This window comes from Novosphingobium gossypii, from assembly GCF_050433305.1.
GTDB lineage: Bacteria > Pseudomonadota > Alphaproteobacteria > Sphingomonadales > Sphingomonadaceae > Novosphingobium > Novosphingobium gossypii.
In genome coordinates this window covers 123,371-150,355 of record NZ_JBNPXM010000005.1, presented here as the reverse complement: position 1 = coordinate 150,355, position 26,985 = coordinate 123,371, and the positions used below count along the sequence as shown (strand labels likewise).

22 protein-coding genes and 1 riboswitch are annotated in these 26,985 nt (G+C 65.9%); of the genes, 9 read left to right on the top strand and 13 right to left on the bottom strand.

Features of this window, described 5'->3' with window-relative positions; all coding sequences use genetic code 11:
• The 4 genes from GGR40_RS11550 to GGR40_RS11535 all read right to left on the bottom strand — a co-directional run bounded on the left by GGR40_RS11550 (position 1) and on the right by GGR40_RS11535 (position 3,689).
• Complete coding sequence (locus tag GGR40_RS11550; RefSeq protein ID WP_429276384.1) at positions 1-2,430, bottom strand: VirB4 family type IV secretion/conjugal transfer ATPase; 2,430 nt, start codon at positions 2,428-2,430, stop codon at positions 1-3.
• A 28-nt stretch (positions 2,431-2,458) separates the two neighbouring features.
• Entirely contained in the window at positions 2,459-2,740 is a 282-nt protein-coding gene (locus GGR40_RS11545) for a VirB3 family type IV secretion system protein (RefSeq protein WP_429276383.1), read from the bottom strand.
• A 4-nt stretch (positions 2,741-2,744) separates the two neighbouring features.
• Positions 2,745-3,044, bottom strand: coding sequence for a TrbC/VirB2 family protein (locus tag GGR40_RS11540; RefSeq protein WP_429276539.1), 300 nt, complete (start codon positions 3,042-3,044; stop codon positions 2,745-2,747).
• A 270-nt stretch (positions 3,045-3,314) separates the two neighbouring features.
• Positions 3,315-3,689 carry a hypothetical protein gene (locus GGR40_RS11535; protein WP_429276382.1) on the bottom strand — a complete coding sequence of 125 codons (375 nt, stop codon included), beginning with the start codon at positions 3,687-3,689 and terminating at the stop codon, positions 3,315-3,317.
• A 27-nt stretch (positions 3,690-3,716) separates the two neighbouring features.
• Between GGR40_RS11535 and GGR40_RS11530 the strand changes: the two genes are divergently transcribed.
• The 4 genes from GGR40_RS11530 to GGR40_RS11515 all read left to right on the top strand — a co-directional run bounded on the left by GGR40_RS11530 (position 3,717) and on the right by GGR40_RS11515 (position 9,347).
• The gene (locus GGR40_RS11530; protein ID WP_429276381.1) at positions 3,717-3,965 is read left to right on the top strand and encodes a hypothetical protein; all 249 of its coding nucleotides are present in this window, start codon (positions 3,717-3,719) and stop codon (positions 3,963-3,965) included.
• 42 nt (positions 3,966-4,007) lie between these two features.
• The gene (locus GGR40_RS11525; protein WP_429276380.1) at positions 4,008-5,663 is read left to right on the top strand and encodes a hypothetical protein; all 1,656 of its coding nucleotides are present in this window, start codon (positions 4,008-4,010) and stop codon (positions 5,661-5,663) included.
• Between the two features lie 88 nt (positions 5,664-5,751).
• Positions 5,752-8,460: a TonB-dependent receptor domain-containing protein gene (locus GGR40_RS11520; RefSeq protein WP_429276379.1), complete on the top strand. Its 2,709-nt coding sequence runs from the start codon at positions 5,752-5,754 to the stop codon at positions 8,458-8,460.
• 106 nt (positions 8,461-8,566) lie between these two features.
• A riboswitch (yybP-ykoY riboswitch) is annotated at positions 8,567-8,674 on the top strand.
• Between the two features lie 97 nt (positions 8,675-8,771).
• Positions 8,772-9,347 carry a TMEM165/GDT1 family protein gene (locus GGR40_RS11515; RefSeq protein ID WP_429276378.1) on the top strand — a complete coding sequence of 192 codons (576 nt, stop codon included), beginning with the start codon at positions 8,772-8,774 and terminating at the stop codon, positions 9,345-9,347.
• A 67-nt stretch (positions 9,348-9,414) separates the two neighbouring features.
• Here the strand turns inward: GGR40_RS11515 and phoB are convergent, their stop codons facing one another.
• The 8 genes from phoB to GGR40_RS11475 form a co-directional block, all read right to left on the bottom strand.
• Positions 9,415-10,104 carry a phosphate regulon transcriptional regulator PhoB gene (gene phoB, locus GGR40_RS11510; RefSeq protein WP_429276377.1) on the bottom strand — a complete coding sequence of 230 codons (690 nt, stop codon included), beginning with the start codon at positions 10,102-10,104 and terminating at the stop codon, positions 9,415-9,417.
• Entirely contained in the window at positions 10,101-10,802 is a 702-nt protein-coding gene (phoU, locus tag GGR40_RS11505) for a phosphate signaling complex protein PhoU (RefSeq protein WP_429276376.1), read from the bottom strand. Before phoU ends, phoB begins: the two co-directional genes overlap by 4 nt.
• 25 nt (positions 10,803-10,827) lie before the next feature.
• Positions 10,828-11,604, bottom strand: a complete 777-nt coding sequence (gene pstB / locus GGR40_RS11500) for a phosphate ABC transporter ATP-binding protein PstB (RefSeq protein ID WP_429276375.1) — start codon at positions 11,602-11,604, stop codon at positions 10,828-10,830.
• 4 nt (positions 11,605-11,608) lie between these two features.
• Positions 11,609-12,496 (bottom strand): phosphate ABC transporter permease PstA, encoded by an 888-nt coding sequence (gene pstA, locus GGR40_RS11495; RefSeq protein ID WP_429276374.1) that lies wholly within the window; start codon positions 12,494-12,496, stop codon positions 11,609-11,611.
• Positions 12,489-13,862: a phosphate ABC transporter permease subunit PstC gene (gene pstC / locus GGR40_RS11490; protein WP_429276373.1), complete on the bottom strand. Its 1,374-nt coding sequence runs from the start codon at positions 13,860-13,862 to the stop codon at positions 12,489-12,491. Before pstC ends, pstA begins: the two co-directional genes overlap by 8 nt.
• A 31-nt stretch (positions 13,863-13,893) precedes the next feature.
• Positions 13,894-14,940, bottom strand: a complete 1,047-nt coding sequence (locus tag GGR40_RS11485) for a substrate-binding domain-containing protein (RefSeq protein WP_429276372.1) — start codon at positions 14,938-14,940, stop codon at positions 13,894-13,896.
• A gap of 111 nt (positions 14,941-15,051) precedes the next feature.
• A complete protein-coding gene (locus GGR40_RS11480) occupies positions 15,052-16,557 on the bottom strand; it encodes a porin (protein WP_429276371.1) in 1,506 nt (501 codons plus the stop codon).
• Positions 16,558-16,662: 105 nt separating this feature from the next.
• Positions 16,663-17,652: a sensor histidine kinase gene (locus GGR40_RS11475; RefSeq protein WP_429276370.1), complete on the bottom strand. Its 990-nt coding sequence runs from the start codon at positions 17,650-17,652 to the stop codon at positions 16,663-16,665.
• Between the two features lie 308 nt (positions 17,653-17,960).
• Here GGR40_RS11475 and zwf point away from each other — a divergent pair, with 308 nt between their 5' ends.
• The 5 genes from zwf to GGR40_RS11450 all read left to right on the top strand — a co-directional run bounded on the left by zwf (position 17,961) and on the right by GGR40_RS11450 (position 25,742).
• Positions 17,961-19,403 (top strand): glucose-6-phosphate dehydrogenase, encoded by a 1,443-nt coding sequence (gene zwf, locus GGR40_RS11470; RefSeq protein ID WP_429276369.1) that lies wholly within the window; start codon positions 17,961-17,963, stop codon positions 19,401-19,403.
• Positions 19,404-19,499: 96 nt separating this feature from the next.
• Positions 19,500-21,314 carry a phosphogluconate dehydratase gene (edd, locus tag GGR40_RS11465; RefSeq protein ID WP_429276368.1) on the top strand — a complete coding sequence of 605 codons (1,815 nt, stop codon included), beginning with the start codon at positions 19,500-19,502 and terminating at the stop codon, positions 21,312-21,314.
• An 11-nt stretch (positions 21,315-21,325) separates the two neighbouring features.
• Positions 21,326-22,306 (top strand): glucokinase, encoded by a 981-nt coding sequence (glk, locus tag GGR40_RS11460; protein WP_429276367.1) that lies wholly within the window; start codon positions 21,326-21,328, stop codon positions 22,304-22,306.
• The gene (gene eda, locus GGR40_RS11455) at positions 22,303-22,929 is read left to right on the top strand and encodes a bifunctional 4-hydroxy-2-oxoglutarate aldolase/2-dehydro-3-deoxy-phosphogluconate aldolase (protein ID WP_429276366.1); all 627 of its coding nucleotides are present in this window, start codon (positions 22,303-22,305) and stop codon (positions 22,927-22,929) included. Before glk ends, eda begins: the two co-directional genes overlap by 4 nt.
• Complete coding sequence (locus GGR40_RS11450; RefSeq protein ID WP_429276365.1) at positions 22,929-25,742, top strand: phosphoenolpyruvate carboxylase; 2,814 nt, start codon at positions 22,929-22,931, stop codon at positions 25,740-25,742. The genes eda and GGR40_RS11450 overlap by 1 nt, the downstream gene beginning before the upstream one ends.
• A 20-nt stretch (positions 25,743-25,762) precedes the next feature.
• On the opposite strand, the gene GGR40_RS11445 is transcribed toward GGR40_RS11450, so the two are convergent.
• A complete protein-coding gene (locus GGR40_RS11445; protein WP_429276538.1) occupies positions 25,763-26,830 on the bottom strand; it encodes an NAD(P)H-dependent flavin oxidoreductase in 1,068 nt (355 codons plus the stop codon).
• Positions 26,831-26,985: the final 155 nt, after the last annotated feature.

Sequence of the window (26,985 nt, the reverse complement as noted above, 5' to 3'; positions counted from 1 at the left end):
TCACTCCGCCGCCGCCGTCCAGGGTGCGTCTTCGGACAGTTCGCCCGGCCACTGCATTCCGGTCAGCACCGGGTACCAGCTCTCGGGCGCATCGCCGTAGCGTTCGCGCAGGGCATCCAGCTTGCGCACAGTGCTTTCGCGGCCCGATAGGACGGTGAGCACTTCGGGCATCCCCGACAGGTCGAGGCGCACCACCACGGAGGCGTCCGACTGGCGGATCAGGAAGCAGCGCGAATGCGCAGGCAGCGTGCGGATGACGTCGAGTTCGTGCTGCGACAGGCCGAAACCTTCGCAGTAGTCCTCAGGGCGCGCCCGCGAATTGGGCATGAACACCATAGTTGCGGTCTGTTCGACCAGCGCGGTGGCGATCTTGCTGTCCAGCGCGTCGCGCGCAGACTGGGTGGCAAAGCCGACCAGCGCGTTGCGCTTGCGCAGCGTCTTGAGCCAGTCGCGGATGCGCGCGGCGAAGACCTCGTCGTCCAGCGCCTTCCAGCCTTCGTCGATGAGGATCATCGTCGGTTCGCCGTCCAGCCGCTCGTCGATGCGGTGGAACAGGTACATCATCACCGGCGTGCGCAGGCGCGGGCTTTCCAGCAGCGCCGTCATGTCGAAGCCGAGCACGCGCTGCGACAGGTCAAGCCGGTCGTGCTGGTTGTCGAACAGCCAGCCGTGTTCGCCGCCCTGCAGCCAAGCATCGAGGCGGCTGGCAAGGTCGCCCGGCTCGGGACGGCGTGCGCCTGCCAGCAATTCGCGGAAGTGCGACAGGCGGCGCAGCGACGGGTCGTTGTGATAGGCCGCATCCACCGCGCCGGCGATGGTGGATAGCTCCTCCGGCCCCTTCGCGGCCAGTAGCACGCCCAGCCAGTCGCGCAGGAAGGCGCGGTTGTGCGCGGTATCGGGCAGCGCCAGTGGGTTGAAGCCGGTCGGATGGCCCGCCGCGACGCGGCTGTAGGTGCCGCCGATACCGCGCAGGAACACTTCGGCACCGCGATCCTTGTCGAACAGGATGGTGCGGGGTGCAAACTTCTGCGCTTGTGCCGCCAGGAAGTTCATGACCACGGTCTTGCCGGAACCCGACGGACCGATGACGGTAAAGTTACCGAGGTCACCCTGATGGAAGTTGAAGAAGAACGGCGTCGCGCTGGTCGTGGCCAGCAGCGTGACCGCATCGCCCCAGTGATTGCCGCTTGCCTGCCCCATCGCAAAGCCGTGAAGCGATCCGAAACAGGCCATGTTGGCGCTGGAAATCAGCGCGCGGCGCACGATGAAGCTTTCATTGCCCGGAAGCTGGCCCCAGAACGCGGGTTCCAGGTTCACTTCCTCGCGCACGGCGACGGCACCGGCATCGGCAAGCGAAGCGGCGCACAGGGCGGTAACCTCATCCAGCGCATCGAGCGAATCGGCGCGCACCAGAACCGAGAGGTGATGATCGCCGAAACTGACGGAGCCGGTGCCCAGCGCATCGCGCGCGGCCGACATTTCGCGGCGCTCGGCCAGTGCTTCCTCGTCGGCGCTGCGCAGGCGGCGGATGGCAAGGTCAATGCGTTCGCGCGCGATCTGGCGGTCCGACGGGGCGTAGCTTTCGGTCAGCACCAGTTCGCACGGCAGGCGCAGCAGCGCGTCGGTAAGGCCCGGCGCGGTCGAATCGGGATAGTCCTTCAAGCTGACGATCGAGCCGAACGTGCCGCCCGTCGCCCCGCGCAGTTCCAGCGCGTCCATGCCGAAGCTGACGCGGCGATAAGGCAGCATCTGGCCCAGGTCGGCGTCGTCGGACGGGCGGCGCACGGGCCGCATCTCGCCATTGTAAAGGGCCGAGAGCAGTTCCAGAACTTCGGAACAGCGGCCCGCCGGGGCGTCGTAATCGCCCAGCAGGCGCGCGCCATATGCGCCGAGCGAAGCGACCATCGCCGACGCGGCGGCCTTGAGGGCGCGGACGTCGCCGGGATCGACTTCGGCGTTGTCGGCACCCTTGTTCTTCATGAAGCGCGAAAGCTTGTCCGCCCAGCCCGCCTTGCCGCGCGCCGGGCGGCGGACCAGCGTGATGAACTGGTCGTTGACGAACAGCGCGCCCGATCCGGTGCGTTCACGCCAGCGCGCGTCGATGTGCGCAGCCAGCGGATCGTCGAACTGCGCTGCCATCTCGATCTCCACCCGGCGGCGGATGACGTGATGATAGAGCACGAACCGCGCGTCGAGGGCGGAGCGCAGCAGCACTTCGCGCGTGGCGACGTGGGCGTTCAGTTCGTCGCTGTCGGCGGTCTCGAACGCAAGGCCGGGCACCATCAGCGCCAGCATGACCGCCCCGTCGCGCAGGCGCACGACGTTCTCGTCCACGAAGCCCGCGTAAGGCAGCCGATCGCCCGCCTGCACTTCCCGGCTGCGCAGTTTGGCCATCGGGCCCTTCAACGGCGATGTCATGCTCTTGCCCATAAAACTGTCGTCCCCCGCGCGCAGTATTCTAAGGCGCGTAGCTGTTGCAGCCCCAGCGCTGCCAGTTGGCGACGCGCGGGCATTTGCTGACCTTGGCGATCCACAAGTCGAACACGCGCGGCTCCCGCAGACATGCGAGATAGCCGACGCCGTGGATCGCCAGCATCGCAGGCAGCGCCCAGAAGCTCTTGGTGATGAGGAATATCTCGGTCACCAGTGCGAAGTTGATGATGAAGAAGCTGTAGGTCACGCCAGCGAACATCTGCGGGCGGGTCAGCGCGCGATGGACGGGGTAGCGAGCCAGGCTCATCGCCTTAGCCCACTGCCGCCGACTGGATGCCGGTGACGATCGCGCCCGCGCCGAACAGGATGAACACGCCGATGATGACGGTGGCACCGAAGCGCCAGTTCATCCGGCCGGTCAGCATCATGAAGCCGACGGCGGCGACAGCCATCACCGCGACGGCGGTGGCGACGTTGCCCAGCAGCGTGCCCTGCAACCAGCCGAGCGCGGCGACGATCGGACCGGAACCCGCCGGATCCTGCGCCACGGCCTGCGCCTGTGCTATTGCCGGCGTCAGAAGTGCAGCGGTTGCGCCAAGGACCGAAAGCATACCGCGCGAGACGCGGCTGCGAAGATGTGCGTATCGAATCACCATACCCTCCGTATGAGGGCGCAGTGCTCCATCTCGATGACAGGTGTGTGACGACGATGCTGCGAAGTGGTCGTAATTCACGCGGACGATGAGAGTCGCGTTACGGTTTCATTGCAGGTCGGCAGCCACGCAGCACCTTGTTGGATGAAGCGCCGTCATGGCTGCCGCGACCCGAAGGAAGGAAGTCTCCTTAAAGCCCCTTCGATGCCGTTCGCGAGAGACGTGCGGTCAGCGGGCGGCAACCGTCCGCGCAGCCATCATGCCACTTAGCGCGCGGCGAGCGGCATATCGCGAATCCACCCAGCTGCCGTCCGCCAGTTGCAGATCATAGCGCACCGGACTGTTGATCGCGGATCGATAAGCGGAGATCGCCTTCGCCGATTGTCCCGCACGCGCATAAGCGTAGCCCAGGTTGATGAGCGTCGCAGGGTCGTCCGATTTCGAGGCGCCGCTCGCCTCCAGCTTGCTCAGCGCAGCCTGGGCCTGACCGGACGCGAGTTCGGTGTAGGCGACGTCGATCGTATCGGCGGACGGACCCGCAGGCGCGAAAGACAGCGCCGACTGACCAAGCAGCATGGCGGCGGTGAGTGCGGTAAGCGACATGGCGAGTTCTCCCGATTATGTATTCTGATGCCCCATCGTCTGCCGAAAATGCCGCTTCATCAAGAAAATGACGCGACTGTCATAAAGCTGCAATTGAAGTGTGAATGCGATCCATCTGAGTCGCCGTTGGCGCTGCCACACGCACAAGAAGCGCTGGCATCAGGCGGTGTTGGTTCGTCATTTTGCAGTCGCATAAATGAAGATAACTGTCATCATATTGCCAACAAACCTTCACTTGCACCGCATAAATGGCCTTCACGACGCGGCGGTGAGTGACCGCCCGATCGATCCGTTCGACCTGAACACGGGGGATTCATCGTGAAGAAGATTTCTGGTCTGCTGCTCATGGGCTGCAGCGCTCTCGCTCTCGCCGGCTGCGGCGCCGACGACATTTCCTCGCCAGGCGCCGGCTCGGTCGGTCCGATCAACATCGACAACGGCAGCGGTACGCCTGCCCCCACGCCTACCCCGGGCACTGGCCTCGTCGTTGCCGCTTCGGAATGCCCTGGCGCAGCAGCGACCGGCGGCCTCGCCCTCACCAACGACGGTACGATCTCCGGCCCCGAAGGTAGCTGGCGCGTCTGCACCCTTCCCGCGCTGGTAAACGTCAGCGCAACGCTGCCCAAGGTGGCCGGCGTTCTCTATCGCCTCAACGGCCGCGTTGACGTAGGCTGCGACGGCGGCTTCTCGGCGCCGACCACCGCGGCACCGCGCACCACCACGACCGCCGCTTGCAGCAACCGTTCGCTGACTGCCGACACCAACGTCACGCTGACCATCGAACCGGGCGTGATCGTCTATGGCGACAGCACGAACGCGGCTTCCTGGCTGGCCGTCAACCGCGGCAACAAGCTGATCGCCGAAGGCACCGCTACCCGCCCGATCATCTTCACCAGCCTGCAGAACGTGCGCGGCTCCAACAACAACGACTCGATGGGCCAGTGGGGCGGCGTCGTGTTGCTCGGCCGTGGTCGCACCACCGACTGCTCGACCGGTCTCGGCTCGGTCGCTGCCGACAACTGCGAGCGCGTGACGGAAGGCGCCGCCGATCCGGCCAACTTCGGCGGTCGTGACAATACCTACAACGCTGGCAGCCTGAAGTACGTCCAGATCCGCTATTCGGGCTACTCGCTGGCTCCGGGCAACGAACTGCAGTCGCTGACCGGCGGCGGCATCGGCACCGGTACGCAGCTCGACTACATCCAGTCGATCAACAGCTCGGACGACGGTTCGGAATTCTTCGGCGGTGCGCTCAACATGAAGCACTACGTCGCGATCAATGCCGACGATGACAGCCTCGACCTCGACACCGGCGTACAGGCCAACGTGCAGTACGCGCTCATCGTCCAGAAGCCGAACGCCGGCGACTCGTTCTTCGAGTTCGACAGCAACGGCAATGAGGCCGACACCCCGCGCACCACGATCACGATCGGCAACTTCACCGCCGTCCAGACCGCAGTTGGTACCGGCAACAGCGGCAACCAGGCTTCGGCCCTGTTCCGCGGCAACGCCGACGTCACCCTCGTCAATGGCGTCATCAACACCCCGACCAACGAGTGTCTGCGTCTCAACGGTTCGGGTCCTGCCGGCAGCACCCCCGCTTCGCTGCGCGCGCGCTCGGTCGTGATGACCTGCGGCGGCACCAAGCCCGTCCTGGGTACCGGCACCTACACCGACGACACGGCTGCAGCGGCCTTCGGCACCAGTGCGAACAACAACAACTCGTCCTTCACCTCGACGCTGACGAACACGTTCGTCAACGGCGCGGGCGAAACCGCAGTTGCCGCGTTCACCAACTACGCCAGCCTGAACGCCAGCGGCCAGACCAACGTCTCCAGCTTCTTCACCAGCACCAGCTACATTGGTGCCGTGAGCAATGCGGCCACCGACGTGTGGTATCGCGGCTGGACCTGCGACACCACCAACGCGAGCCTCGGATCGAACAGCGCCTGCACCGCGCTGCCCACCACCTGATCCGGCCGCCCGCAAGTAACGAGAGGGGGGCGGTCCAAGCTGGCCGCCCCCCTATTCGCATCCGATACGTGTTCCAGGGGGACATATCATGAATAAGCCGCGGCTCGTCTCGCTGCTGCTCTCCACCGCCATGCTTGCGCCGACTGCGGCGTGGGCGCAGGACAGCACTTCCGCTCCCGCCTCCGGCAACGTGGGCGCCGTACCTTCCCAAACCGTCGAACAGGCCGACGCCGCGGCCGAGGAAGAGGCGCCCGACGTCTCGATCCCCGGCGGCGCGATCATCGTGACCGGCCAGCGCAACCGCAACATCGAACGCGTTGCGCCGCAGGTGGTTTCGGTCCTGTCGACCGAACAGATTGCCCGTACCGGCGAAGGCGACATTGCCGGCGCGCTCGGTCGCGTCACCGGCCTTTCGGTCGTCGGCAACGGCTATGTCTACGTTCGGGGCCTGGGCGATCGCTATTCGCTGGCACTGCTCAACGGTTCGCCGCTGCCCAGCCCAGAGCCGCTCAAGCGCGTGGTTCCGCTGGACCTGTTCCCCACCAGCATCATCGCCTCGTCGCTGGTGCAGAAGAGCTATTCGGTGAATTTCCCCGGCGAGTTCGGCGGCGGCGTCATCAACCTGACCACCAAGTCGATCCCCGAAGAAAGCTTCCTCACCATTGGCGGCGGCGGCGGCTGGGACACCGAGACCACCAACAAGCTCGGCTACACCTATTACGGCGGCAAGCACGACTGGACCGGCTACGACAACGGCAACCGCTCGCTGCCGCCAGTCCTGAAGGACTACCTCAACAGCAACAAGGTCATGGGTTCGACCAGCGACCAAGCGCTCGAGATCGGCAGCACGCTGTTCCGCGGCCGTAACGCGGTGGTCCAGCGCACTGACAGGACGCAGGCGAACTTCTCCGCCGACATTTCGGCCGGTACGCGCTTCGAGATGGGTGAAGTCACGCTCGGCGTCATCGCCGCAGCCGGCTACTCCAACAAGACCCAGACGCGCGACGCGATCCAGCAGCTTACCCAGGGCCTGAGCGCGAACCCCGACACGCTTTGGGAAGACTACCGTACCGTCAGCACCGACAACCGCATTGTCGTCAACGGCATGCTGGGCCTCGGTCTCGAGTGGGGCGAGAACGCGATCCGCTGGACCAATGTCTACATCCACGACACCAGCAAGTTCACGCGCCTGCGCAACGGCCATCAGGAAAGCAATCCAAACGTCGACTTCATCACCCAGAAGACGGCATGGTATGAACGCGCTCTGCTGGACTCGCAGCTGACCGGTGAGTTCAAGCCGGACGACAAGACCAGCATCGACGTGCGAGCCGGCTTCGCGAACTCCAAGCGCCTTGCGCCGTTCGAGATCGACTCCGAATATATCCGCACCAACGAGGACACCCTTTACGGGCGTAACTTCGTCAACACGATGGGCACCGGCCAGGTCGATCCGACCACGATCAGCTTCTCGCGCCTCAGTGAGGACGTCTGGTCAGCGGGCGTCGATGTCTCGCACCAGTTCTTCGACGGCTGGCGTGGCACGGTGGGTTACGCCTACCAGCTCAACCGCCGCTCGAACTCGAACCGCCAGTTCGGCGTCTATGCCAGCGGCGACGCCAATCTGATCCAGGCGTTCGGCTTGCTGCGCCCCGACGTGCTGCTGCAGCCGGGCATGTGGTATCTGAATCAGGCGTCGGGAGTGAACTACAACCTCGAACTGCGCGATCTGACCGCCAACGTCGGCCTGTTCGACGCTCGCCTCATAAACCACGCCTACTACGGCAAGGTCGACGGACAGGTCACCGACAGCCTCTCGATCGATGCAGGCGTGCGTTGGGAATACGCCAACCAGACCACGGTGCTGCGCCCCGTGGGCGCCGATGCAACCCCGACCACCGGCCTCAAGAACGAATACGTCCTGCCTGCCCTCACGCTCACCTACGAGCTGGAACCCGGCATGCAGGTTCGCGTCAACGGCTCGAAGACGATCGCCCGCCCGCAGTTCCGCGAACTGGTCTACCAGAACTTCTTCGACCCCGACAGCAACCGCACCTACCGCGGCAACCCGTTCCTCAAGGACAGCCAGCTCACCAACGCCGAGGCCCGGTTCGAGTGGTACTTCGCGCGTGACGAGCGGGTGTCACTGGGCGGCTTCTACAAGCACATCAAGAACCCGATCGAATCGATCCTGGCAGGTTCGGAAAGCTTCATCACTACTTATGCCAATGCTCCTGCGGCCGATCTTTATGGCGCAGAACTGGAGCTACAGAAATACTTCTACCTTGATAAGCTGGGCGGTTCATTCTTCGAAAACCGTCGGGTCGTGCTGATCGGCAACTATACCTACACGAAGTCGAAACTGAAGGTCAGCGCAGACGATACAACGGACATCTACGGTGCCAGCACGACGCAGCTTGCTGCGGACTACTTCCGCAATGGTGCCCCGCTTACCGGGCAATCCGAGCACATCGCCAACCTGCAGCTTGGTCTGGAAGATACCACCAAACTGTCGCAGCAGACGCTCCTGCTGACTTACGCCAGCAAGCGTTCGGTCAGCCGTGGTCTGGTTGGCACCGTGCGCCAGCCTGACATCATCGAATATCCGGGCCTGCGCGTAGACGTGGTGCTGCGCCAGGGGATCGAGCTCGGCGGCAAGCAGATCGAACTGAAGGCCGAAGGTCGCAACCTTACCGGCCGGAAGCATCTGGAATACCAGACCTTCGACGATGGCCGGGTGGATTTCAACACTTACGCGCTGGGCCGCGTGTTCTCGCTCTCGGCTTCGATAACGTTCTGATCACTCTCTGGGGAGGCGCTCCTGCCCTCTCTATAGGAACCTGCGGGGCCCGGTGTGACCACCGGGCCCCTTTTTTGTTTTCACGAGGCAAAGGTTGTCGTAAGCGGCGGCCGTCATCTGGGGAGTAGCCGCCCGCGTCGCAACAATGCGGGACCTGCCGTCAACACACTTGGCCGAGAGGCCATGGCGCGCAGGAGGACGTTCACGAACGTCCGGGCGAGACCAATGACGCATCGCGGTGTCGCTCTGCCGGGCGGATCATCGTGTGCGTCGTTGCGTTTTGCGTCCGCCCGGCCCCGGAGTACCCTGCGTTGGAAGCCCTGCTAACCTCGACCGCCGTGGTCGCCCTCGCCGAGATCGGCGACAAGACCCAGCTGCTGGCCATCGTCCTTGCCACCCGCTTCAAGCGGCCCTGGCCGATCGTGGCGGGCATCTTCGTCGCCACGATCGCCAACCACTTCCTGGCCGCCCTCGTCGGCGAGCAGGCGGCGGCATTCCTGGATGGGCGCTGGTTCCGTTATCTGGTCGCCGCCAGCTTCATCCTGATGGCTGGCTGGACCCTTATCCCCGACACGTTCGACGAGGACGAGGAGGCGAAACCCAGCCGGTTTGGGCCGTTCCTGGCGACGGCCATCGCGTTCTTCATCGTCGAGATGGGCGACAAGACCCAGATCGCCACTGTGGCGCTGGGCGCCCGGTTCCAGAGCGTGGTACCGGTGATGATGGGCACCACCATCGGCATGATGATCGCCAACGTCCCGGCGGTGTTCTTGGGCAATGCACTGATAAAGCGCGTACCGCTGAACGTCGTGCGCACCGTGGCGGCACTGCTGTTCCTGGGTATCGGCCTGTGGCTGCTGGCCCAGACTGCGGGCTTGCTGGGATAAAACGCCGAAGGGGCCGCTGGATGGCGGCCCCTTCTTGTTGATCGGGTTTGCACCGACGAGGTAAATCTCAGGCCACGTCCATCGCGTAGCCTGCCGCCCGGACGGTGCGGATGGGATCCGTCTCGCCGTCGCGGTTGATCGCCTTGCGCAGGCGGCGGATGTGGACGTCAACGGTGCGTTCGTCGATGTCCGAATCCATGCCCCACACGCCGTCCAGGATCTGCTGGCGCGAAACCACGCGGTTCGGGCGTTCCATGAAGTAGCGCAGCAGGCGGAACTCGGTAGGACCAAGGTGCAGCGCCTCGCCGCCACGGCGGACGCGGTGGCTGGTGGCATCCAGTTCGATGTCGCCCCACGACAACACGCTGCCCGCCAGCGACGGGCGCGCACGGCGAAGCAGCGCCTCGATCCGAGCCATCAGCTCCTTGGGAGAGAACGGCTTGGTGACATAATCGTCCGCGCCGGTCTTGAGGCCGCGGATCATGTCCTCTTCCTCACCGCGCGCGGTCAGCATGATGATCGGAACCTGCGCGGTTTCCTTGTCCTTGCGCAGCTGGCGACAGACCTCGATGCCGGGCACCTGCTCGATCATCCAGTCCAGCACGATGGCGTCGGGCGTCTGTTCGCGCACCATGACCAGCGCTTCCTCGCCATCGGGCGTGGAGCGCACGTCGTACCCTTCGGCCGACAGATTCCAGGTCAGCAGTTCGCTCAGCGCAGCGTCGTCCTCAACGACGAGGATGGAGGCCGCGCTCATGACAGCATCCCTGCAGCTGTATCGTCGGTCAGCGAATCGCGTTCGGTGCAGTATTCGCCGGTCGCCGCGTAGTAGACCATCTCGGCCACGTTGGTGGCGTGGTCGCCGATGCGTTCCAAATTGCGGGCGATGAACAGCAACTGCGCGGCGCTGGTGATCGTGGCCGGATTTTCCATCATGTGCGTCAGCAGCGAACGGAACAGCGTGTTGTAGAACTGGTCCAGCTTCTGGTCGCGGCGGATCACCTCGACGCTGAGCGCGGCATCGCGCGAACCGTAGGCGTTCAGAACGTCACGCACCATGCTCTCGGCGATCTCGGCCATGGCGGGCACCAGCGTGACCGGATCGATCTTGGTGCGCCCTTCCAGCGCGTTGACGCGCTTGGCGATGTTCTTGGCATAATCGCCGATGCGCTCGATCACGCCGGAGATCTTGAGCGCGGCGATGACGTCGCGCAGATCGTCGGCCATCGGCGCGCGCAGGGCGATGGTGCGCACGGCGAGGCGGTCCACCTCGGCCTCCAGCGCATCTAGGCGAGCGTCGGCAGCGACGACCTGTGCGGCCAGTTCCTCGTCATGCTGGACGAGCGCAGTGATTGCGTCGCGGATGGCGACTTCGGCGAGGCCGCCCATTTCGGCGACGAGGCCGCGAAGCTGGCCGATCTCGGAATCGAAAGCCTTTACGGTATGGTCTACCATGGCGTTTTCCCTGTCATTTCACCGATCAGCCGTAGCGGCCGGTGATGTAGTCCTTGGTGCGCGTTTCGCGCGGATTGGTGAAGATCTGGTCCGTCTCGCCGTATTCCACCAGGCTGCCGAGGTGGAAGAACGCCGTGCGCTGCGACACGCGGGCCGCCTGCTGCATGGAATGGGTGACGATGACGATGGCAAAGCTGTCCTTCAGCTCGTCGATCAGTTCCTCGATGCGCGCGGTGGCGATCGGGTCGAGCGCGGAGCACGGCTCGTCCATGAGGATGACTTCGGGGCTGACGGCGATGGCGCGGGCGATGCACAGGCGCTGCTGCTGGCCGCCCGAAAGCGCGGTGCCGGCGTCCGTCAGGCGATCCTTAACCTCGTCCCACAGGCCCGCCTTGGTCAGCGCGTGTTCGACGATGCCGTCCATCTCCGACTTCGCGCTGGCAAGGCCGTGGATGCGCGGGCCGTAGGCGATGTTCTCGTAGATGGACTTGGGGAACGGATTGGGCTTCTGGAACACCATGCCGACACGGGCGCGCAGGGCGACCGAGTCCATGCTGGTGGCGTAAATGTCCTCTCCGTCCAGCAGGATTTGGCCGTCGACGCGGGCGCCGGCGATCGTGTCGTTCATGCGGTTGAGGGTGCGCAGGAACGTCGACTTACCGCAGCCCGACGGGCCGATAAAGGCCGTGACGATGCCGTTGTCGATGTCGATCGAGACGTCGTTGATTGCCTTCTTCTGTCCGTAGAAGACGTCGACGTTGCGAGCCGCGATTTTGGCGGAGTTGATTTTTGCTTCGGTCATGACCCTACCAGCGGACTTCGAATTTGTTGCGAAGATAGATCGCGATACCGTTCATGGCGAGCAGGAAGACCAGCAGCACGATGATGGCGGCGGATGTGTTCTGGACGAAAGCCTTGTCGATTTCGTCGGACCACAGGAAGATCTGCATCGGCAACACGCTGGACGGGGCCGTCAGGCTGTCCGGCGGAGTGACGACGAACGCGCGCATGCCGATCATCAGCAGCGGCGCGGTTTCACCCAGCGCGCGGGCCATGCCGATGATCGTGCCGGTCAGGATGCCCGGCAGCGCCAGCGGCAGGACGTGGTGGAAGGTCGTCTGCACCTTGCTCGCGCCAATACCGTAAGCGGCCTCGCGGATGGAGGGCGGCACCGCCTTGATCGCGTTTCGGCCCGAGATGACGATGACCGGCATCGTCATCAGCGCCAGTGTCAGGCCACCGACCAGCGGCGAGGAACGCGGCATCTGGAAGGTGTTGATGAGCACAGCGAGGCCCAGCAGGCCGAAGATGATCGAGGGCACGGCGGCAAGGTTGTTGATCGACACCTCGACCCATTCGATCCACTTCCGACGGGGCGCGAACTCCTCAAGGTAGATCGCGGCGAGCACGCCCATCGGGAAGCTGAGCAGCAGCGTCACCAGCATGGTCAGCAGCGAACCCTTGGCCGCGCCCCACACGCCCGCGGCGCTGGCATCGGTGGAGTCCGAACCGGACAGGAAATCCCAGTCCAGACCGCCCAGCCCGTTGCGCAGCATGATCACGAGCAGCAGCGCCAGGAACGACAGGCTGAGCACGATGGCGCCCAGACCGATGAACTTGAACCGCTTTTCGGCAGCGTGACGCTTCGCGAGGCGGCGGACCGCCTCGGGCGAATTCCAGTCGGACTTACTCATAGGCTTCGCGGAACCGCTTCACGACGCGCAGGGCGACGATGTTGAGAATGAGGGTGACGATGAACAGCACCAGCCCCAGCGCAAAGGCCGACAGCGTCTTGGGGCTGTTGAACTCCTGGTCGCCGGTCAGCATCTGGACGATCTGGTAAGTCACCGTGGTCATCGAGGCGAAGGGGTTCGCAGACAGGTTGGCGGCGGCGCCGGCAGCCATGACGACGATCATCGTCTCGCCGATGGCGCGGCTGATCGCCAGCATGACGCCCGCGACGATGCCGGGCAGAGCGGCGGGCAGCAGCACCTTCTTGATCGTCTCCGAGCGGGTGGCGCCCAGCGCCAGCGAACCGTCGCTCATCGCGCGCGGCACGGCAGCCAGTGCGTCGTCCGCCATCGAGGACACGAACGGGATTATCATCACGCCCATCACCAGACCGGCGGCAAGCGCGCTTTCGGTCGAGGGGTTCTGCATGCCCATGGAGGCAGCGAAATCGCGGATGAAGGGGGCCACGGTCAGCGCGGCGAAGTAGCCGTAGACGACCGTGGGAATGCCTGCCAGGATTTCCAGCAGCGGCTTCACCCACTTGCGCACGTCACGCGTGGCGTACTGCGTCAGGTAGATCGCGCTCATCAGGCCCAGCGGGATTGCGACCACCATGGCGATGATCGCGCCGATGTAGATCGTGCCCCAGAACAGCGGCACTGCGCCGAAGTTGTCGGAGATGTTGTCGCCCATGGTGCTGGCGGGCGACCAGTGGGTGCCGGTCAGGAAGGCGATCGGCGACACGTCCTTGAAGAACATGCCCGCCTCGAACACCAGCGAGGCGACGATGCCGAACGTGGTCAGGATCGCCAGCAGCGAGGCGGCCAGCAGGACGCCCAGCACCAGCCGCTCTACATGGGTGCGGGCCTTGAAGTCGGGGCGGATACGGGTAAAGCCGAAGGCCCCGCCCGCGAAGGCCACGATCAGCACGATCACCGCGCCGATCAGCCCGAACTTGACCTGCCCCTGCCGGAACGGCTCGACCAGCGCCTGCGCTTCGGGATTGAAGGCAGAGGCGTTGGGATCGGACGCGATCGTCTGGGCTTCGGCGACGATGGCGCCCAGCTGGAACGGATCGGTCGGCAGGCCCTGTGCCGCGGGGCTGGCGAAGACCGAGCCTTCGACCAGACCCGGCATCACCGCCTGCCACACCAGCCAGGCGGCCAGCGCCGGAACGACGATCCACAGGGCCAGATGCCAGCCGTGATAGCCGGGCATCGAATGCATCGACCCGCGGCCCTTGTAGAGCAGCCGCGCCCGGCCGCGCGCGGCGAACCAGCCGACAAGGCCGAGGCCGAGCACGGCCAGGAGAACTGCGGTAAGTATCATGACTGGCCTACCGGCCCTTTCCTGCGGGTGCTTACTTCAGTTCGGAAGGATCGAGCGGGGTCATCTTGGCGACGATGTCCGCGTTCTTCTTGCGGATGTCCTCGGGCGCGATGACCATGCCCTTCTTCTGGGCCAGACCATCGGTGCCCCACGACTTCACCCATTCCGCCACGTAGCCCTGCAGGCTCTTGATCGGGCCAAGGTGCTGCTTCTTGACGTAGATGTAGAGCGGCCGCGCGCCGGGATACGAATAGTCCGAGATCGTCGCGTAGGTGGGCGTCACGCCCGACATCGGAATGCCCTTCAGGCTTTCGGGGTTCTCTTCGAGGAACGAATAGCCGAACACGCCGATGGCCTTGGGGTTCTGCGAGATTTTCTGGACGATCAGGTTGTCGTTCTCGCCGGCATCGACATAAGGACCGTCTTCACGAATGTCGTGGCAGGTCGCCTCGTACTTGTTCTTGTCGCTGTCCTTGAGCTTGGCGGTGGCGGCGTCGGTCTTGCAGCCGGCCTCCAGGATCAGTTCCTTGAGCGCGTCGCGCGTGCCCGAGGTGGACGGCGGGCCGTAGACCAGGATCGGTTCCGCAGGAAGCGACGGGTTCACGTCCTTCCAGGTCTTCGCGGTGTTGGGCTTGCCGAACGGGTTGGCGGCCAGCGCCTTGTAGACGTCCAGCGGGGTCAGCTTGAAGCCGGGGCCGCTCTTCGATTCGGCAAAGGCGATGCCGTCGATGCCGACCTGAACCTCGACGATCTCCTTGACGCCGTTCTTCTGGCATTCCTCGAACTCGGCCTTCTTGATCCGGCGCGAGGCGTCTTCGATGTCGGGGTGCTGGGCGCCGACGCCGGCGCAGAACAGCTTCATGCCCGCGCCGGTACCGGTCGATTCGATGACCGGCGACTTTGCGCCCGACGCCTTGGCATAGGCTTCGGCCACGGCGGTGGCGAACGGGTAGACGGTGGAAGAGCCCACGGCCCGCACGAAATCGCGCGATCCTGCAGAGGAACCGCCCGAGCCGCCACAGGCGGAAAGTGCAAGTACCGAAGCCGCGGCGAAGATGATGGTCTTGGTAGAACGCATGGAAACCCCCTTTGGCTCTATCTTAGGTTTGCCCCTATTGGCCTTCGATGACACTTTTGCGTCAAAAACGTGACAGAATGCGGGAAGTGGCGAAATTCCTGTCTCGCGCACTTAGTAATTCCATTGGAGCTGAGCGCGCAGGACATCGCCTTCGGCCTGTCCGCTACGCCGTTCGTCCGCCTCGGCGCGCTTCATCCGGGCGTAGGCAAGCGTGAGTTCAAGCGGCTTGATCGGCGCCCATTCCACGCCCAGTTCTATGTCGTTGGTGTCGAGCCGGGGGGCGTTGACGGCAGCCTTCCAGCCACCCTTGTAGCGTTCCCAGCGGGCATAGGGGATCAGCGTGCCGCCGCCGAAGTGCGCGATGCGGTACATCGCCATGACATAGCCGCCCGACGCCTTCTTGAGCTGGATCGCCTGCGATGCGGTGTCGAACTCGGGCGCCTTGCCGAAATTCCATTCCGCCTGAATGCCGAAGGGTTTGGGGTAGAGGATCGCGTGCAGCCCGACGCGGTGCTCCTCGAAATTGGCCTCGGTGACACCGCCGGCGCGCACTTCGGGCCGGACCTTGTTGTGCAGGACCGCGCCGCCCACTTCCAGCACCTGCCCGTCAAGGCCAATGCCGTCGAGCCGGAACGGCCACGTCGCCATCGCCACGCTCATGACGCTTTCGTTGCGCTCCGGCCGGTTGACGCCTTGCCCGTTGAACACGCCCGCGCCGAACGCGCCGTAGTTGCCGAAAAGCTTCTGGCCCTGATGCTCCAAATCGTCCCAGATCTGCTGCACATGGGTAGGCGTGTAGTAGGCCACGACGCCCAGATCGCGTTCGCTGGGTACGGCGCTGTTCATCGCATCGGACCGATCCAATGGCACGCGGTTACCCGAAGACTGCAGGTTTTCCCACCCGAACGGGATTTTGGACTGGCCAACGCGCAGCTTCAGACGGTGCGCCTTGTCCAGCGCCACGTCGACATAGGCGTCGCGCAGTTGCAGGTAATTGTCGCGCCGTTCACCCACGGACTGGCTGTTCACCGCCGCCGCGAAGTCGGGCTGGAGATAGAACGAGACGCCGTGACCAAGATCGCCCTGGAACACCAGCCGCAGGCGGCGGATGAAGAAATTGCTGTCCGGCCCGATGCTGCCGTCATGCACTGAGCGCAGGCGCGAGCGGCCTGCCGGGGCGTCCTTGTCGCCCGATACGATCTCGTTGAAGCGGACTTGCGTGTAGCCGCGAATGCGGATGCCGCTGGCGGCCTTGGCGACTTGCGCGGGAAGTGATTGGCCGGACGAAGCGCCGGCGGCCGGTGCAGCCTGTGGAGCGGCAGGCCCGGAAGGCGCAACTGCCACCTGCGCAGGCGCGGCGGACTGGGCCGGGGCGGCCATGGCAGGTGCGCTGGCTGCCAGTTGCGGAGAGCCGGGCACCTGCTTCGCAGCAGCCAGTTGCGCTTCCAGCGAAGTGATGCGCTGCGCCATGGCCGTCATCTGCGCGCGCATCGCAGCCAGGTCTTCCTGGGTCACCGCGCTGCCGCCAGCCGTCTGGGCGAATGCTGGCGTTGCCCAGCACGTCGCTCCGCCAAGCGCCACGGCAAGAGCCACTGCCGAGATCTGCTGCCTGCCCATCGATACCGTCCCTCACACGTCCGCACCGGACGATTCGTGTCGTTCCGGTGACGCCAGTATGACTTCTCAATGACGTTTCGATGACAGATGGAGATAGCGGTAGGGTCAGACCTCCACGCGCAAAGGCAGCATCAGCGAGGCAGTGGTGCCCACGCCCTGTCGGCTTTCAATGTCGAAGCGGCCACGATGGCGCTCGACGATGTGCTTGACGATCGACAGGCCCAGCCCGGTGCCCCCCGCCGCCCGGCTGCGACTGGTGTCGGCACGATAGAACCGCTCGGTCACGCGCGGCAGGTGTTCGGGCGCAATGCCCTCCCCCTCGTCGCGCACGGTGACGAGCACCCAGCCGGTGCTGGCCGCCTCCACCGAGACTTCCACCGGGCCGTCGGGCTTCGCATACTTGCGGGCATTGTCGATGAGGTTGCGCAGCACCTGCGACAGCTGGCCGCGATCGCCCGCAACCACGGCCTCGGGGCCGTTGCTGCGGACGTGCACCTCCATGGTGCCCTTGAATTCGCCCGCGACTTCGTTGGCCATGGCCAGCAGGTCCACATTGTCGGACGGGGCCTCATGCTTCACTGCCTCGATCCGCGACAGCGACATGAGGTCGGAAATCAGAGCCTGCATCCGTTGCGCCTCGTGCCGGATGGTGCCGAGGAAGCGGTTGCGCAGCGCTTCGTCCCCGCCCGCCTTGGGGTTCATCAGCGTCTCGCAATAGCCGATGACATTGGCCAGCGGGGTGCGCAGTTCGTGACTGGCGTTGGCGACGAAGTCCGCGTGAGACTTTGCCACGCTGACCCGCTCCGACAGGTCATAGAGGCTGACCAGCCGTTCGTAGAGCCCCACGACCTTGCAATCGACTTCCCAGACCGACCCGCCGGTGGACAGCCCCTTGACCCGCGCAGAGCCGCCCTCGTCGCTGAGGATGGCGGCAACGGCGCGCGGTTCGCGGATGGCGATGCGCACGTCCTGCCCGACGATATGCGCGCCCAGCAGTGCCTTGGCCGCGCTGTTGGCGAAGCGCACCTGCCCCCGCACGATCATCATCGCGGGGGTCTGGAGATGTTCGAGGAGGTGTACGCCCTCGATGCTCATGCCTGTTCTGCTCCTGCAATGGTGACCGGTGCGGTCCTCGCCCACTTGGCGCGTGACATGCTTCCAAGACACTATTGTTGCAACATTCGTATTCACTAACACCCGAAATGACATTTCCGTGTCCGTCCGGCGCGAAGATCGTTTGCAAAATCGTGCCGAGGGGCGTTCCCGCCCTAGCGTTCGGCGGCGGCCTTTGTTATGGCGCCCCCGCATGGCGGCCTGCGGACAAGCGGATGCAGCCATGCGGCCTTGATAACAAGCATCGATGGCCGCGAGGAGGAGCGCGTCCGTCCGGTGGAAAGGGTACCGTGACGCAATTCACTTCCGATCGCCTGCTCCTCTTCGGCGCCACGGGCGATCTTTCACGCAGGATGCTTCTTCCCTCGCTTTGCGCGCTCGACGCGGAAGGCCTGCTGGCTCCTGACATCGAGATCATCGGCACGGCCCGGTCCGACATGGACGATCAGGGCTTCCGCAACTTCGCGCGCGAATCGCTGGAGCAGTTCCTGCCCGCGCAGCGCCGGGGCGGCATGGCCCAGTTCCTCAACCGGCTGACCTACCAGCCGCTCGACGCGAACGAGATCGACCACTTCACCGCGCTGGCCGAAAAGGTGGGCACCCCGAAACAGGGCCTGTCGATCTTCCTGTCCACCGCGCCCAGCCTGTTCGAACCGACCATCCACGGTCTGGAAAAAAGCGGCCTGGCGGGTGAGAACGTGCGGATCGGCCTGGAAAAGCCGCTCGGCATCGACCTGGCGTCCAGCAAGGTCATCAACGATGCCGTCGCCCACGCCTTCCCCGAGGACCGGATCTTCCGGATCGACCATTATCTGGGCAAGGAGACGGTGCAGAACATCCTGGCGCTGCGTTTTGCCAACCTGATGTTCGAACCGCTGTGGAACGCCGCACATATCGATCACGTCCAGATCACCGTGGCGGAAACTGTCGGCCTCGAATCGCGCGTCGCCTACTACGACGACAGCGGCGCCCTTCGCGACATGGTGCAGAACCACATGCTGCAGTTGCTGGCGCTGGTGGCGATGGAGCCGCCGGTGTCCTACAACGCCACGTCCATCCGCAACGAGAAGGTCAAGGTTCTCCATTCCCTGCGCAAGGTGAAGCCGGAAGAGACCGTGACCGGCCAGTACCGCGCCGGTGCCATCGGCGGCAAGGCCGTCCCCGGCTACGACGAGGAACTGGGCAAGGATTCGGACACCGAAACCTTCGTCGCGATCAAGGGCTATGTCGACAACTGGCGGTGGCAGGGTGTGCCCTTCTACATGCGCACCGGCAAGCGCCTGCCCAAGCGCTGCACGGAAATCATCGTGCAGTTCCGCGACGTGCCGCACTCCATCTTCCACGGGCGCGGTGCGAAGACGGTGCCCAACCGGCTCGTCATCGGCATCCAGCCGGAAGAGAACATTACCCTGTCGCTCATGGCCAAGGTGCCGGGGCTGGACCGCGACGGCTACGGCCTGCGCTCCGTCCCGCTGGCGATCCTGACGCCCGACGCCTTCGCCGACCACCAGCGCCGCATCGCCTACGAACGCCTGCTGCTCGACCTGATCGAGGGCGACCAGACGCTGTTCGTGCGCCGCGACGAAGTGGAAGCCCAGTGGGAATGGATCGACGCAATCCGTGCCGGCTGGATGGAACAGGCGCAGACGCCCAAGACTTACACTGCCGGAAGCTGGGGCCCGTCAGCGGCGATCGCCCTTGCCGAACGTGATGGAGTGACTTGGCACGAGTGATCCTCGTGCGGGCCAGAACATAGCGATTGACACCGGTTACCGCCTCCATGCAAAAGCGCGGCGGGCCGGATGTCGCGAAAGACCAGGAGAACACCCATGACCAACCTCCACCCGGTGGTCGCGCGCGTCACCGACCGTATCATCGAACGGTCGAAGGACAGCCGCACGCGCTATCTCGACATGATCGCGCGCGAGACGGAACGGCATTCCGACCGCAGCTTCCTGTCGTGCTCCAACCTCGCGCACGGTTTCGCCGCCTCCGGAGAGGACAAGGCGACGATCGCGGGCAACAAGGCGGTCAACCTCGGCATCGTCACCGCCTACAACGATATGCTGTCGGCGCATCAGCCTTATGGCCGTTACCCCGAACAGATGAAGCTGTTCGCCCGTGAAGTCGGCGCTACTGCGCAAGTCGCGGGCGGCGTGCCCGCCATGTGTGACGGCGTGACGCAGGGCTTCGATGGCATGGAACTGTCGCTGTTCAGCCGCGACGTCATCGCCCTGTCCACCGGCGTAGCGCTGTCCCACGCGATGTTCGACGGCATGGCGCTGCTGGGCATCTGCGACAAGATCGTCCCCGGTCTGGTCATCGGCGCGCTGCGCTTCGGCCACCTGCCCGCGATCTTCGTGCCGGGCGGCCCGATGCCCACCGGTATTTCCAACAAGGAAAAGCAGAAAGTCCGCCAGCTTTATGCAGAGGGCAAGGTGGGGCGTGAGGAACTGCTCGCCAGCGAAAGCGCCAGCTACCACTCGCCGGGCACCTGCACCTTCTACGGCACCGCCAACTCCAACCAGATGATGATGGAGATGATGGGCCTGCACGTCCCCAATGCAGCCTTCGTGCCCCCCAACACGCCGCTGCGCACCGCGCTGACCCGCGCCGCCACGCACCGCCTTGCCGCAATGACGCGCAAGGGCGACGATTATCGCCCGATGGCGAAGGTCGTGGACGAAAAAGCGATCGTCAACGCCATCGCCGGCCTGCTGGCAACGGGTGGCTCCACCAACCATGCGATCCACCTTCCCGCCATGGCGCGCGCGGGCGGCATCCTGATCGACTGGCAGGATTTCGACGAGCTTTCCGCCGTCGTCCCGCTCATCACCCGCGCCTATCCCAACGGTTCGGGCGACGTGAACCACTTCCACGCAGCGGGCGGCATGGCCTGGGTGGCTCGGGAACTGCTCGACGCCGGGCTGGCGCATGAGGACGTGCTGACCGTGGCCGAAGGCGGCATGCGCGCCTACACGCAGGAACCGGTGCTGGAGGGCGATACCCTTTCCTGGACGCCCGCCCCTGCGGTCAGCGGCGACGATACGATGCTTCGCCCGGTCGCCAACCCGTTCCTGCCGGACGGCGGCATGCGCCTGGTGGACGGCAACCTGGGCCGCGGCACCTTCAAGACCAGCGCGGTCGATGCCGAACGCTGGACGATCGAGGCGCCATGCCGTGTGTTCGACGATCAGGAAGGCGTGGCAAAGGCGTTCAAGGCGGGCGAACTGGACCGCGACGTGATCGTCGTCGTCCGCTTCCAGGGGCCGCGCGCCAACGGCATGCCCGAACTGCACAAGCTGACCCCGCCGCTGGGCGTGCTGCAGGATCGCGGCCACAAGGTCGCGCTCGTCACCGACGGGCGCATGTCGGGCGCTTCGGGCAAGGTGCCCGCCGCGATCCATGTCACCCCCGAAGCCTTTGCCGGCGGGCCGCTGGCCTACTTGCGCGATGGCGACATCGTGCGGCTTTCGGCAGAGGACGGCACCATCTCCACCACCGCCGACCTTTCCGCCCGCGAACCCGCGCCAACGCCCCCGCCCGCCATGGGCACGGGCCGCGAGCTGTTCGCCATGTTCCGCATCAATGCGTCGAGCGCCGAGCACGGCGGGTCGTCGATGCTGGAAGTCGCGGGCCTGTGAGCGTACAGCCTGTGAGCACGCAGATCGTCGCCGTCGACATCGGCGGCACGCACGCCCGCTTCGCCATCGCCACCATCGGCGATGACGGCAGGATCACGCTGGGCGAACCGGCCACCCTGCACACCAAGGACCACGGCAGCTTCCAACTGGCGTGGGAGGCGTTCCGCGCGATGAACGGGGGCACCCTGCCCGATGCGGTAGCCATGTCGGTGGCGGGGCCGGTCGGCAACGAGGTCATCAAGTTCACCAACAACCCCTGGATCCTGCGCCCCGCGCGCATCCAGGAAATGCTGGGGCCGACGCGCCAGACGATCATCAACGACTTCGCCGCCGTCGGCTACGCCGTGGCCTGCGCCGGGGACGAAGACTTCCTGCACCTGACCGGCCCCGACACGCCGCTGCCGCGTTCGGGCACGCTCAGCGTGCTGGGACCGGGCACCGGGCTTGGCGTCGCGCACCTCTACCGCGACGGCAAGGGGGGCTACCATGTTCAGGCGACCGAGGGCGGCCATACCGACTATGCCCCGCTCGACCAGATCGAGGATGCGATCCTTGCCCGCCTCAGAAAGCGCCACAACCGTGTTTCTGTGGAGCGCGTCGTCTCCGGCCCGGCCATCGTCGATATCTATGCGACACTGGCCGCGATGGAGCACAAGGCGATCCACGAACTGACCGACGTCGAGATCTGGACCGCCGCAGCCGAGGGTTCGGACAGCATCGCCGTTGCCGCCGTGGACCGCTTCTGTCTGGCACTGGGCGCGGCGGCGGGCGACTGCGCGCTGGCGCAGGGTGCCAGCGGCGTCGTCATCGCGGGTGGCCTTGGCTATCGCATTCGTGAAACCATCAAGACTTCGGGCTTTGCCGAGCGGTTCCGCGCCAAGGGCCGCTTCGCCGGCCTGATGGCCACCCTGCCCGTCAAGCTCATCACTCATCCGCAGCCCGGCCTGTTCGGCGCGGCGGCCGCATTCGCAAGGGAGCACCTCCAGTCATGACCACTGTATCCGAAGCCGTCGAACGCGTGATGCGCCTTGCCCCGGTGATCCCGGTTCTGGTCATCGAGGACATCGAACACGCCCTGCCGATCGCCGAGGCGCTGGTGGCCGGTGGCCTGCCCGCGCTGGAAGTGACGCTGCGCACCGAATGCGCGATCGAGGCGATCCGGGTGATGAAGCAGGTTCCCGGCGCCGTCGTCGGTGCGGGCACGGTGCTGACGCCGGACGACCTCAAGCGTTCGATCGATGCGGGGGCCGAGTTCATCGTCTCGCCCGGCCTGACGCCGAACCTGGCCGAGGCCGCCTACAAGTCGAAAATCCCGTTTCTTCCCGGCACCGCCAACGCCAGCGACGTGATGTTCGCGCTGGAATGCGGGTTCGACCGGCTGAAGTTCTTCCCCGCCATGGCCGCCGGTGGCCCGCCTGCGCTGAAGGCGATCTCCGCCCCGCTTGCGAAGGCGAAGTTCTGCCCGACCGGCGGCGTCACCCCGCAGAACGCGCCCGAATGGCTGGGCCTCGATGCGGTGATCTGCGTCGGCGGCAGCTGGATGGTGCCCAAGGGCAAGCCGGACGTCGTGAAGATAGAGGCGGAAGCACGCCTCGCTGCGGGGCTGGCGCGCTGATGGGCGCCGGGGGGGCGGGCGCCGGAGCGCTGACCACGGTCGAGGCGCTCGACGCCCGGCTGAAGGAACTGCACAAGTTCACGGCGGTGTCGCCGATCTTCAACCCCGTGTTCCAGCTGGGTCTGGAACTGTCGCGGGCGCTGGAGAACGGCGAAATGGCACTCGACGACATCGAGGCGCTCGTCGCCGAGATGGAGTGCGAGGGCCTGCGCGCCCGCGCCGCCCGGCTCGACCGCATCCTGGGCACCCTGCCTATCGCGGACAACGACAAGGCACTTGACGCCCTTGCCGAAAAGAGCGCGCAGGAAGACGATTTCAGCGCCTTCGCGCTGCGCTGGCAGCGCCCGGCGGCGCATGTCGTCTTCACTGCGCACCCGACCTTCCTGCTGAGCGCCGCCCAGACCGAGGCGGTGACCGTCTCTGCCTCCAACGGCGATTTCAGCGAGGCTTCGGTCTGCGCCGCATCGCCCGCGCGCGATACGATCACCCTCGATTCCGAGCATGACGCCGCGATGGCCGCGATGGCACGCGGCCAGAAGGCGCGCGACCGGATCAACGCGCGCCTGTTCGACCTTGCCGCCGCTCGCTGGCCCAAGCGGTGGAAGGGGCTGAACCCGATGCCGGTGCGCTTCGCCCACTGGGTCGGCTACGACATGGACGGGCGCACCGACATTTCGTGGTCTACTTCGATCCGCTACCGGCTTGAAGAGAAGGCCCAGCGGCTGGCCGGCTACGCTGCCGCGCTGGAAAAGGTCGCGCCGGAAATTGCCGCCCAGCTGTCGCGCGCCCATGCCCACACCGCCGAAGCCGTCAGCGCCTTCAGGCAGGATCTTACCGACCCGGACGCGCTCACCGCCGCCGCCAACGGGCTGAGCGCCGAACACCCCGACAAGATCGTCAGCCTCGACGCCGTCATCACCCGGCTTGAGGAAGACGCTCGCCACGCCGATCAGGAACAGGCCCGCGATCTGCTGGTCGTGGCCGCCGCGATGCGCGCCGACGGCCTCGGCATGGGCGGCATCCACTTCCGCGTGAACGCATCGCAGTTGCAGAACGCGATACGCCGCCGCATCGATCCGGACGGCAAGCTCAGCCTCGCCAGCCAGGCGGCGCTGGTGCGGATGCGCGAACTGCTGGCCGAAGTGAAGCCGCTGCGCTCCAACTTCGCCGCCCTTGCGATCGAGAACAGCACCGCCGTGCGCCAGTTCCTGGCGATGGCGCAGATCCTGAGCCACATCGACGCCGACGCCCCGATCCGCATGCTCGTGGCAGAGTGCGAAGAGCCGACCACCGTGCTCGCCGCGCTATACTTCGCGCGCATGTTCGGGATCGACGACAAGGTGGACGTGTCCCCCCTGTTCGAGACCGAAACCGCGCTGGAACACGGCGGGCGCTTTCTCGACGCGGTGCTGGCCGAACCCGCCTACCGCGACTACGCACGGCGGCGCGGGCGCGTGTCGATCCAGACCGGGTTCTCGGACGCGGGCCGCTTCGTGGGGCAGGTGCCCGCAGCGCTCGCCATCGAACGCCTGCAGGGCCGCCTGTCCGAAGCCATGGCCGCCAACGGCCTGTCGGACGTCTGCGCCCTGATCTTCAACACCGGCGGCGAATCGATGGGCCGCGGCTGCCACCCGTCCAGCATCGACGACCGGTTCGACTGGCAGCTATCCCCCTGGGCCCGCCGCCGGTTCCTGCGTGCAGGCATCCGGCTGGAGCCGGAGGTCAGCTTCCAGGGTGGCGACGGTTATCTGTGGTTCGGGTCCGACGAACTGGCGCTGGCTACGCTCACCCGCATGGCGGAGCGTCCGCTGTGGGACGCCGACGTCAACGTGCCGACCGACCTGTTCTATCGCCGCACCGACTTGTCCCTCGACTTCTACCGCGCCATCCGCGCCGTGCAGCACGGCCATCTGGAAAGCTCGACCTACAGCCGCGCGATCACCGCGTTCGGCCTCGGCCTGCTGAACGACACCGGCAGCCGCAAGGCGCGCCGCCAGTCGGACCTCGCTTCCGACCGGACGATGAACCTGCGCCAGATCCGCGCGATCCCGCACAACGCGATCCTGCAGCAGCTGGGCTATCCGGTGAACGTGATCGCGGGCATCGGCACGGCGGCGGACGGCAACCGCGAGGAGATCGCCGGGCTGCTGCGCGAATCGGCACGCGGGCGGCAGATCATCCGGCTGGCCCGCGCCGCCAATGCACTGGCCTCGATCAAGACGGTGTCGGCTTATGGCGAATTGTTCAACTCGGCCTACTGGGCCAGCCGTCCCTATCGCGGCGGCGAGGAGAACATCTCGGACGCCTGCCTCAAGCTGGCCGAATACCTGACCCGCGACGACCGCGTCGGCGTGTACCGCCGCCTTGCGTCGCGCCTGCGGGTCGACGCGCTCAAGCTGCACCGGCTGTTGGATCTTATACCCGACGAAGCCCCGCAGCAGGACCGCGAACATACGCGCCGGTCGCTGGGCGTTCTGCATGCGCTGCGCATCGCACTGTTCCAACACATGTTCCTGCGATCGGTCATGACCCCGCAGTTCAGCCGCGCCAACGACATCAGCCGCGATGACGTGCTTGAGATGTTCTTCACCCTGCGCGTGGAAGACGGTCTGGCCCAGCTGCGCCGCGCCTTCCCGGTGCATTTCCCGTCCATCGGCGACTTCGCGGTGGACGCCCCCAGCGACTACCCGGATTCCAGCGCGACCGGCTATGCGCAGATCCACAAGGACTTCATCGACCCGATCGCGCGGTCTTATGGATTGTCATTGCGGATCACCACCGCACTGGCGAACGAGTTCGGCGCCCACGGGTGATGCGGGTGCGAGGGGCGGGGTTACGAACCGCGCCCCCTTGCCGCGCGCATTTCCGCGGCCAGCGTAGCGACCAGCTCCGCCGCCGGCATCGCCCGCGCCAGCGGGGCGCCCTGCCCGGCCCACTGCGCGCCGAAGCCGTGCTCTCCGCGCGCCTTGGCGGCAGCGTTGAGCGCCTTTCCGGCATGATAGGCGATGGGATAATCCGGCATCCGACGGTCCCCCACCTCGGAGGACAGTGCGGTGAAGCGGTTCGCCAGCGCCCGCGCCGGTCGGCCCGATACCAGCGGCGTCAGCGTGGTCCGCCACGCGCCCGGCCCCGTCAGCGCGGCGCGATAGGCTTCGTCCGCCGCCGATTCCGGGCACAGCACGAAGGCCGTGCCCAGCTGCGCCGCCGCCGCGCCCAGATCCAGCGCCGCCGCGATCCCTGCGCCATCCATGATGCCGCCCGCCGCGATCACCGGCAGTCGGGTTTCGCGCACCAACAGCCGGGTCAGCGCCATTGTGCCCAGCTGCGCGTCGAATGCGCCGGGGTCGAACATGCCGCGATGACCGCCCGCCTCGATGCCCTGCGCCACGATGCCGTCGATCCCGGCGGCTTCTATCGCCCGCGCCTCTTCGATGCTGGTCGCGGTGGCGAGCAGCAGCACGCCCTGTTCGCGCAGGGCGGCGATCGCCTCGGCGCCGGGAAGGCCGAAGTGAAAGCTCACCACCGGCGGCGCCAGTTCCACCAGCAGCGCCAGCATCTCGGCATCGTCGGCAAAGCTGGTGTAGGGCGATTGCAGCGCCTGCGGCGGCTCCGCGCCGAATTCGACGAACAGCGAACGCATCCAGTCCAGCCATCCCGTCTCGCGCTCGGGGTCCGCCACCGGAGTGCGATGGACGAACAGGTTCACGTTGAAGGGCCGCAAGGTGCGCGCCCGCGTCTCCGCGATCATCGCCCGCGCGCCCGCCGCGTCGGTGGCGCCCACCGCGATCGAGCCGAGCGCCCCGGCGTTCGATACGGCTGCGGCCATGTCCGGCGTGCTGGTGCCCGCCATGGGCGCCTGCACCAGCGGAATGTCCGTGCCGATACGCTGCATCAAGGTCATCGTCATGCCTGCTCCTGATCGCTTCGCCGGGGGCGGGGCATGCCGATGGACTTCCCCGCGCCGTGTTCCTATGTCTTGGCTCATAGCCTAAAACAACCGGGCGGCATCCGGCTCCCACGCCATTCACACAGATCGCCGCCATCGACCGCAAGAGG

What these genes read in the sequence shown, in the direction of transcription:
- GGR40_RS11485 (WP_429276372.1), bottom strand. Translation starts at nt 14,940, where the DNA reads ATGCGTTCTACCAAGACCATCATCTTCGCCGCGGCTTCGGTACTTGCA.
- GGR40_RS11445 (WP_429276538.1), bottom strand. Translation starts at nt 26,830, where the DNA reads ATGACCTTGATGCAGCGTATCGGCACGGACATTCCGCTGGTGCAGGCG.
- pstA (WP_429276374.1), bottom strand. Translation starts at nt 12,496, where the DNA reads ATGAGTAAGTCCGACTGGAATTCGCCCGAGGCGGTCCGCCGCCTCGCG.
- GGR40_RS11480 (WP_429276371.1), bottom strand. Translation starts at nt 16,557, where the DNA reads ATGGGCAGGCAGCAGATCTCGGCAGTGGCTCTTGCCGTGGCGCTTGGC.
- GGR40_RS11550 (WP_429276384.1), bottom strand. Translation starts at nt 2,430, where the DNA reads ATGGGCAAGAGCATGACATCGCCGTTGAAGGGCCCGATGGCCAAACTG.
- pstC (WP_429276373.1), bottom strand. Translation starts at nt 13,862, where the DNA reads ATGATACTTACCGCAGTTCTCCTGGCCGTGCTCGGCCTCGGCCTTGTC.
- GGR40_RS11540 (WP_429276539.1), bottom strand. Translation starts at nt 3,044, where the DNA reads ATGCTTTCGGTCCTTGGCGCAACCGCTGCACTTCTGACGCCGGCAATA.
- edd (WP_429276368.1), top strand. Translation starts at nt 19,500, where the DNA reads ATGACCAACCTCCACCCGGTGGTCGCGCGCGTCACCGACCGTATCATC.
- GGR40_RS11475 (WP_429276370.1), bottom strand. Translation starts at nt 17,652, where the DNA reads ATGAGCATCGAGGGCGTACACCTCCTCGAACATCTCCAGACCCCCGCG.
- GGR40_RS11545 (WP_429276383.1), bottom strand. Translation starts at nt 2,740, where the DNA reads ATGAGCCTGGCTCGCTACCCCGTCCATCGCGCGCTGACCCGCCCGCAG.
- pstB (WP_429276375.1), bottom strand. Translation starts at nt 11,604, where the DNA reads ATGACCGAAGCAAAAATCAACTCCGCCAAAATCGCGGCTCGCAACGTC.
- phoU (WP_429276376.1), bottom strand. Translation starts at nt 10,802, where the DNA reads ATGGTAGACCATACCGTAAAGGCTTTCGATTCCGAGATCGGCCAGCTT.
- phoB (WP_429276377.1), bottom strand. Translation starts at nt 10,104, where the DNA reads ATGAGCGCGGCCTCCATCCTCGTCGTTGAGGACGACGCTGCGCTGAGC.
- GGR40_RS11530 (WP_429276381.1), top strand. Translation starts at nt 3,717, where the DNA reads ATGCCCCATCGTCTGCCGAAAATGCCGCTTCATCAAGAAAATGACGCG.
- GGR40_RS11450 (WP_429276365.1), top strand. Translation starts at nt 22,929, where the DNA reads ATGGGCGCCGGGGGGGCGGGCGCCGGAGCGCTGACCACGGTCGAGGCG.
- GGR40_RS11520 (WP_429276379.1), top strand. Translation starts at nt 5,752, where the DNA reads ATGAATAAGCCGCGGCTCGTCTCGCTGCTGCTCTCCACCGCCATGCTT.
- eda (WP_429276366.1), top strand. Translation starts at nt 22,303, where the DNA reads ATGACCACTGTATCCGAAGCCGTCGAACGCGTGATGCGCCTTGCCCCG.
- GGR40_RS11535 (WP_429276382.1), bottom strand. Translation starts at nt 3,689, where the DNA reads ATGTCGCTTACCGCACTCACCGCCGCCATGCTGCTTGGTCAGTCGGCG.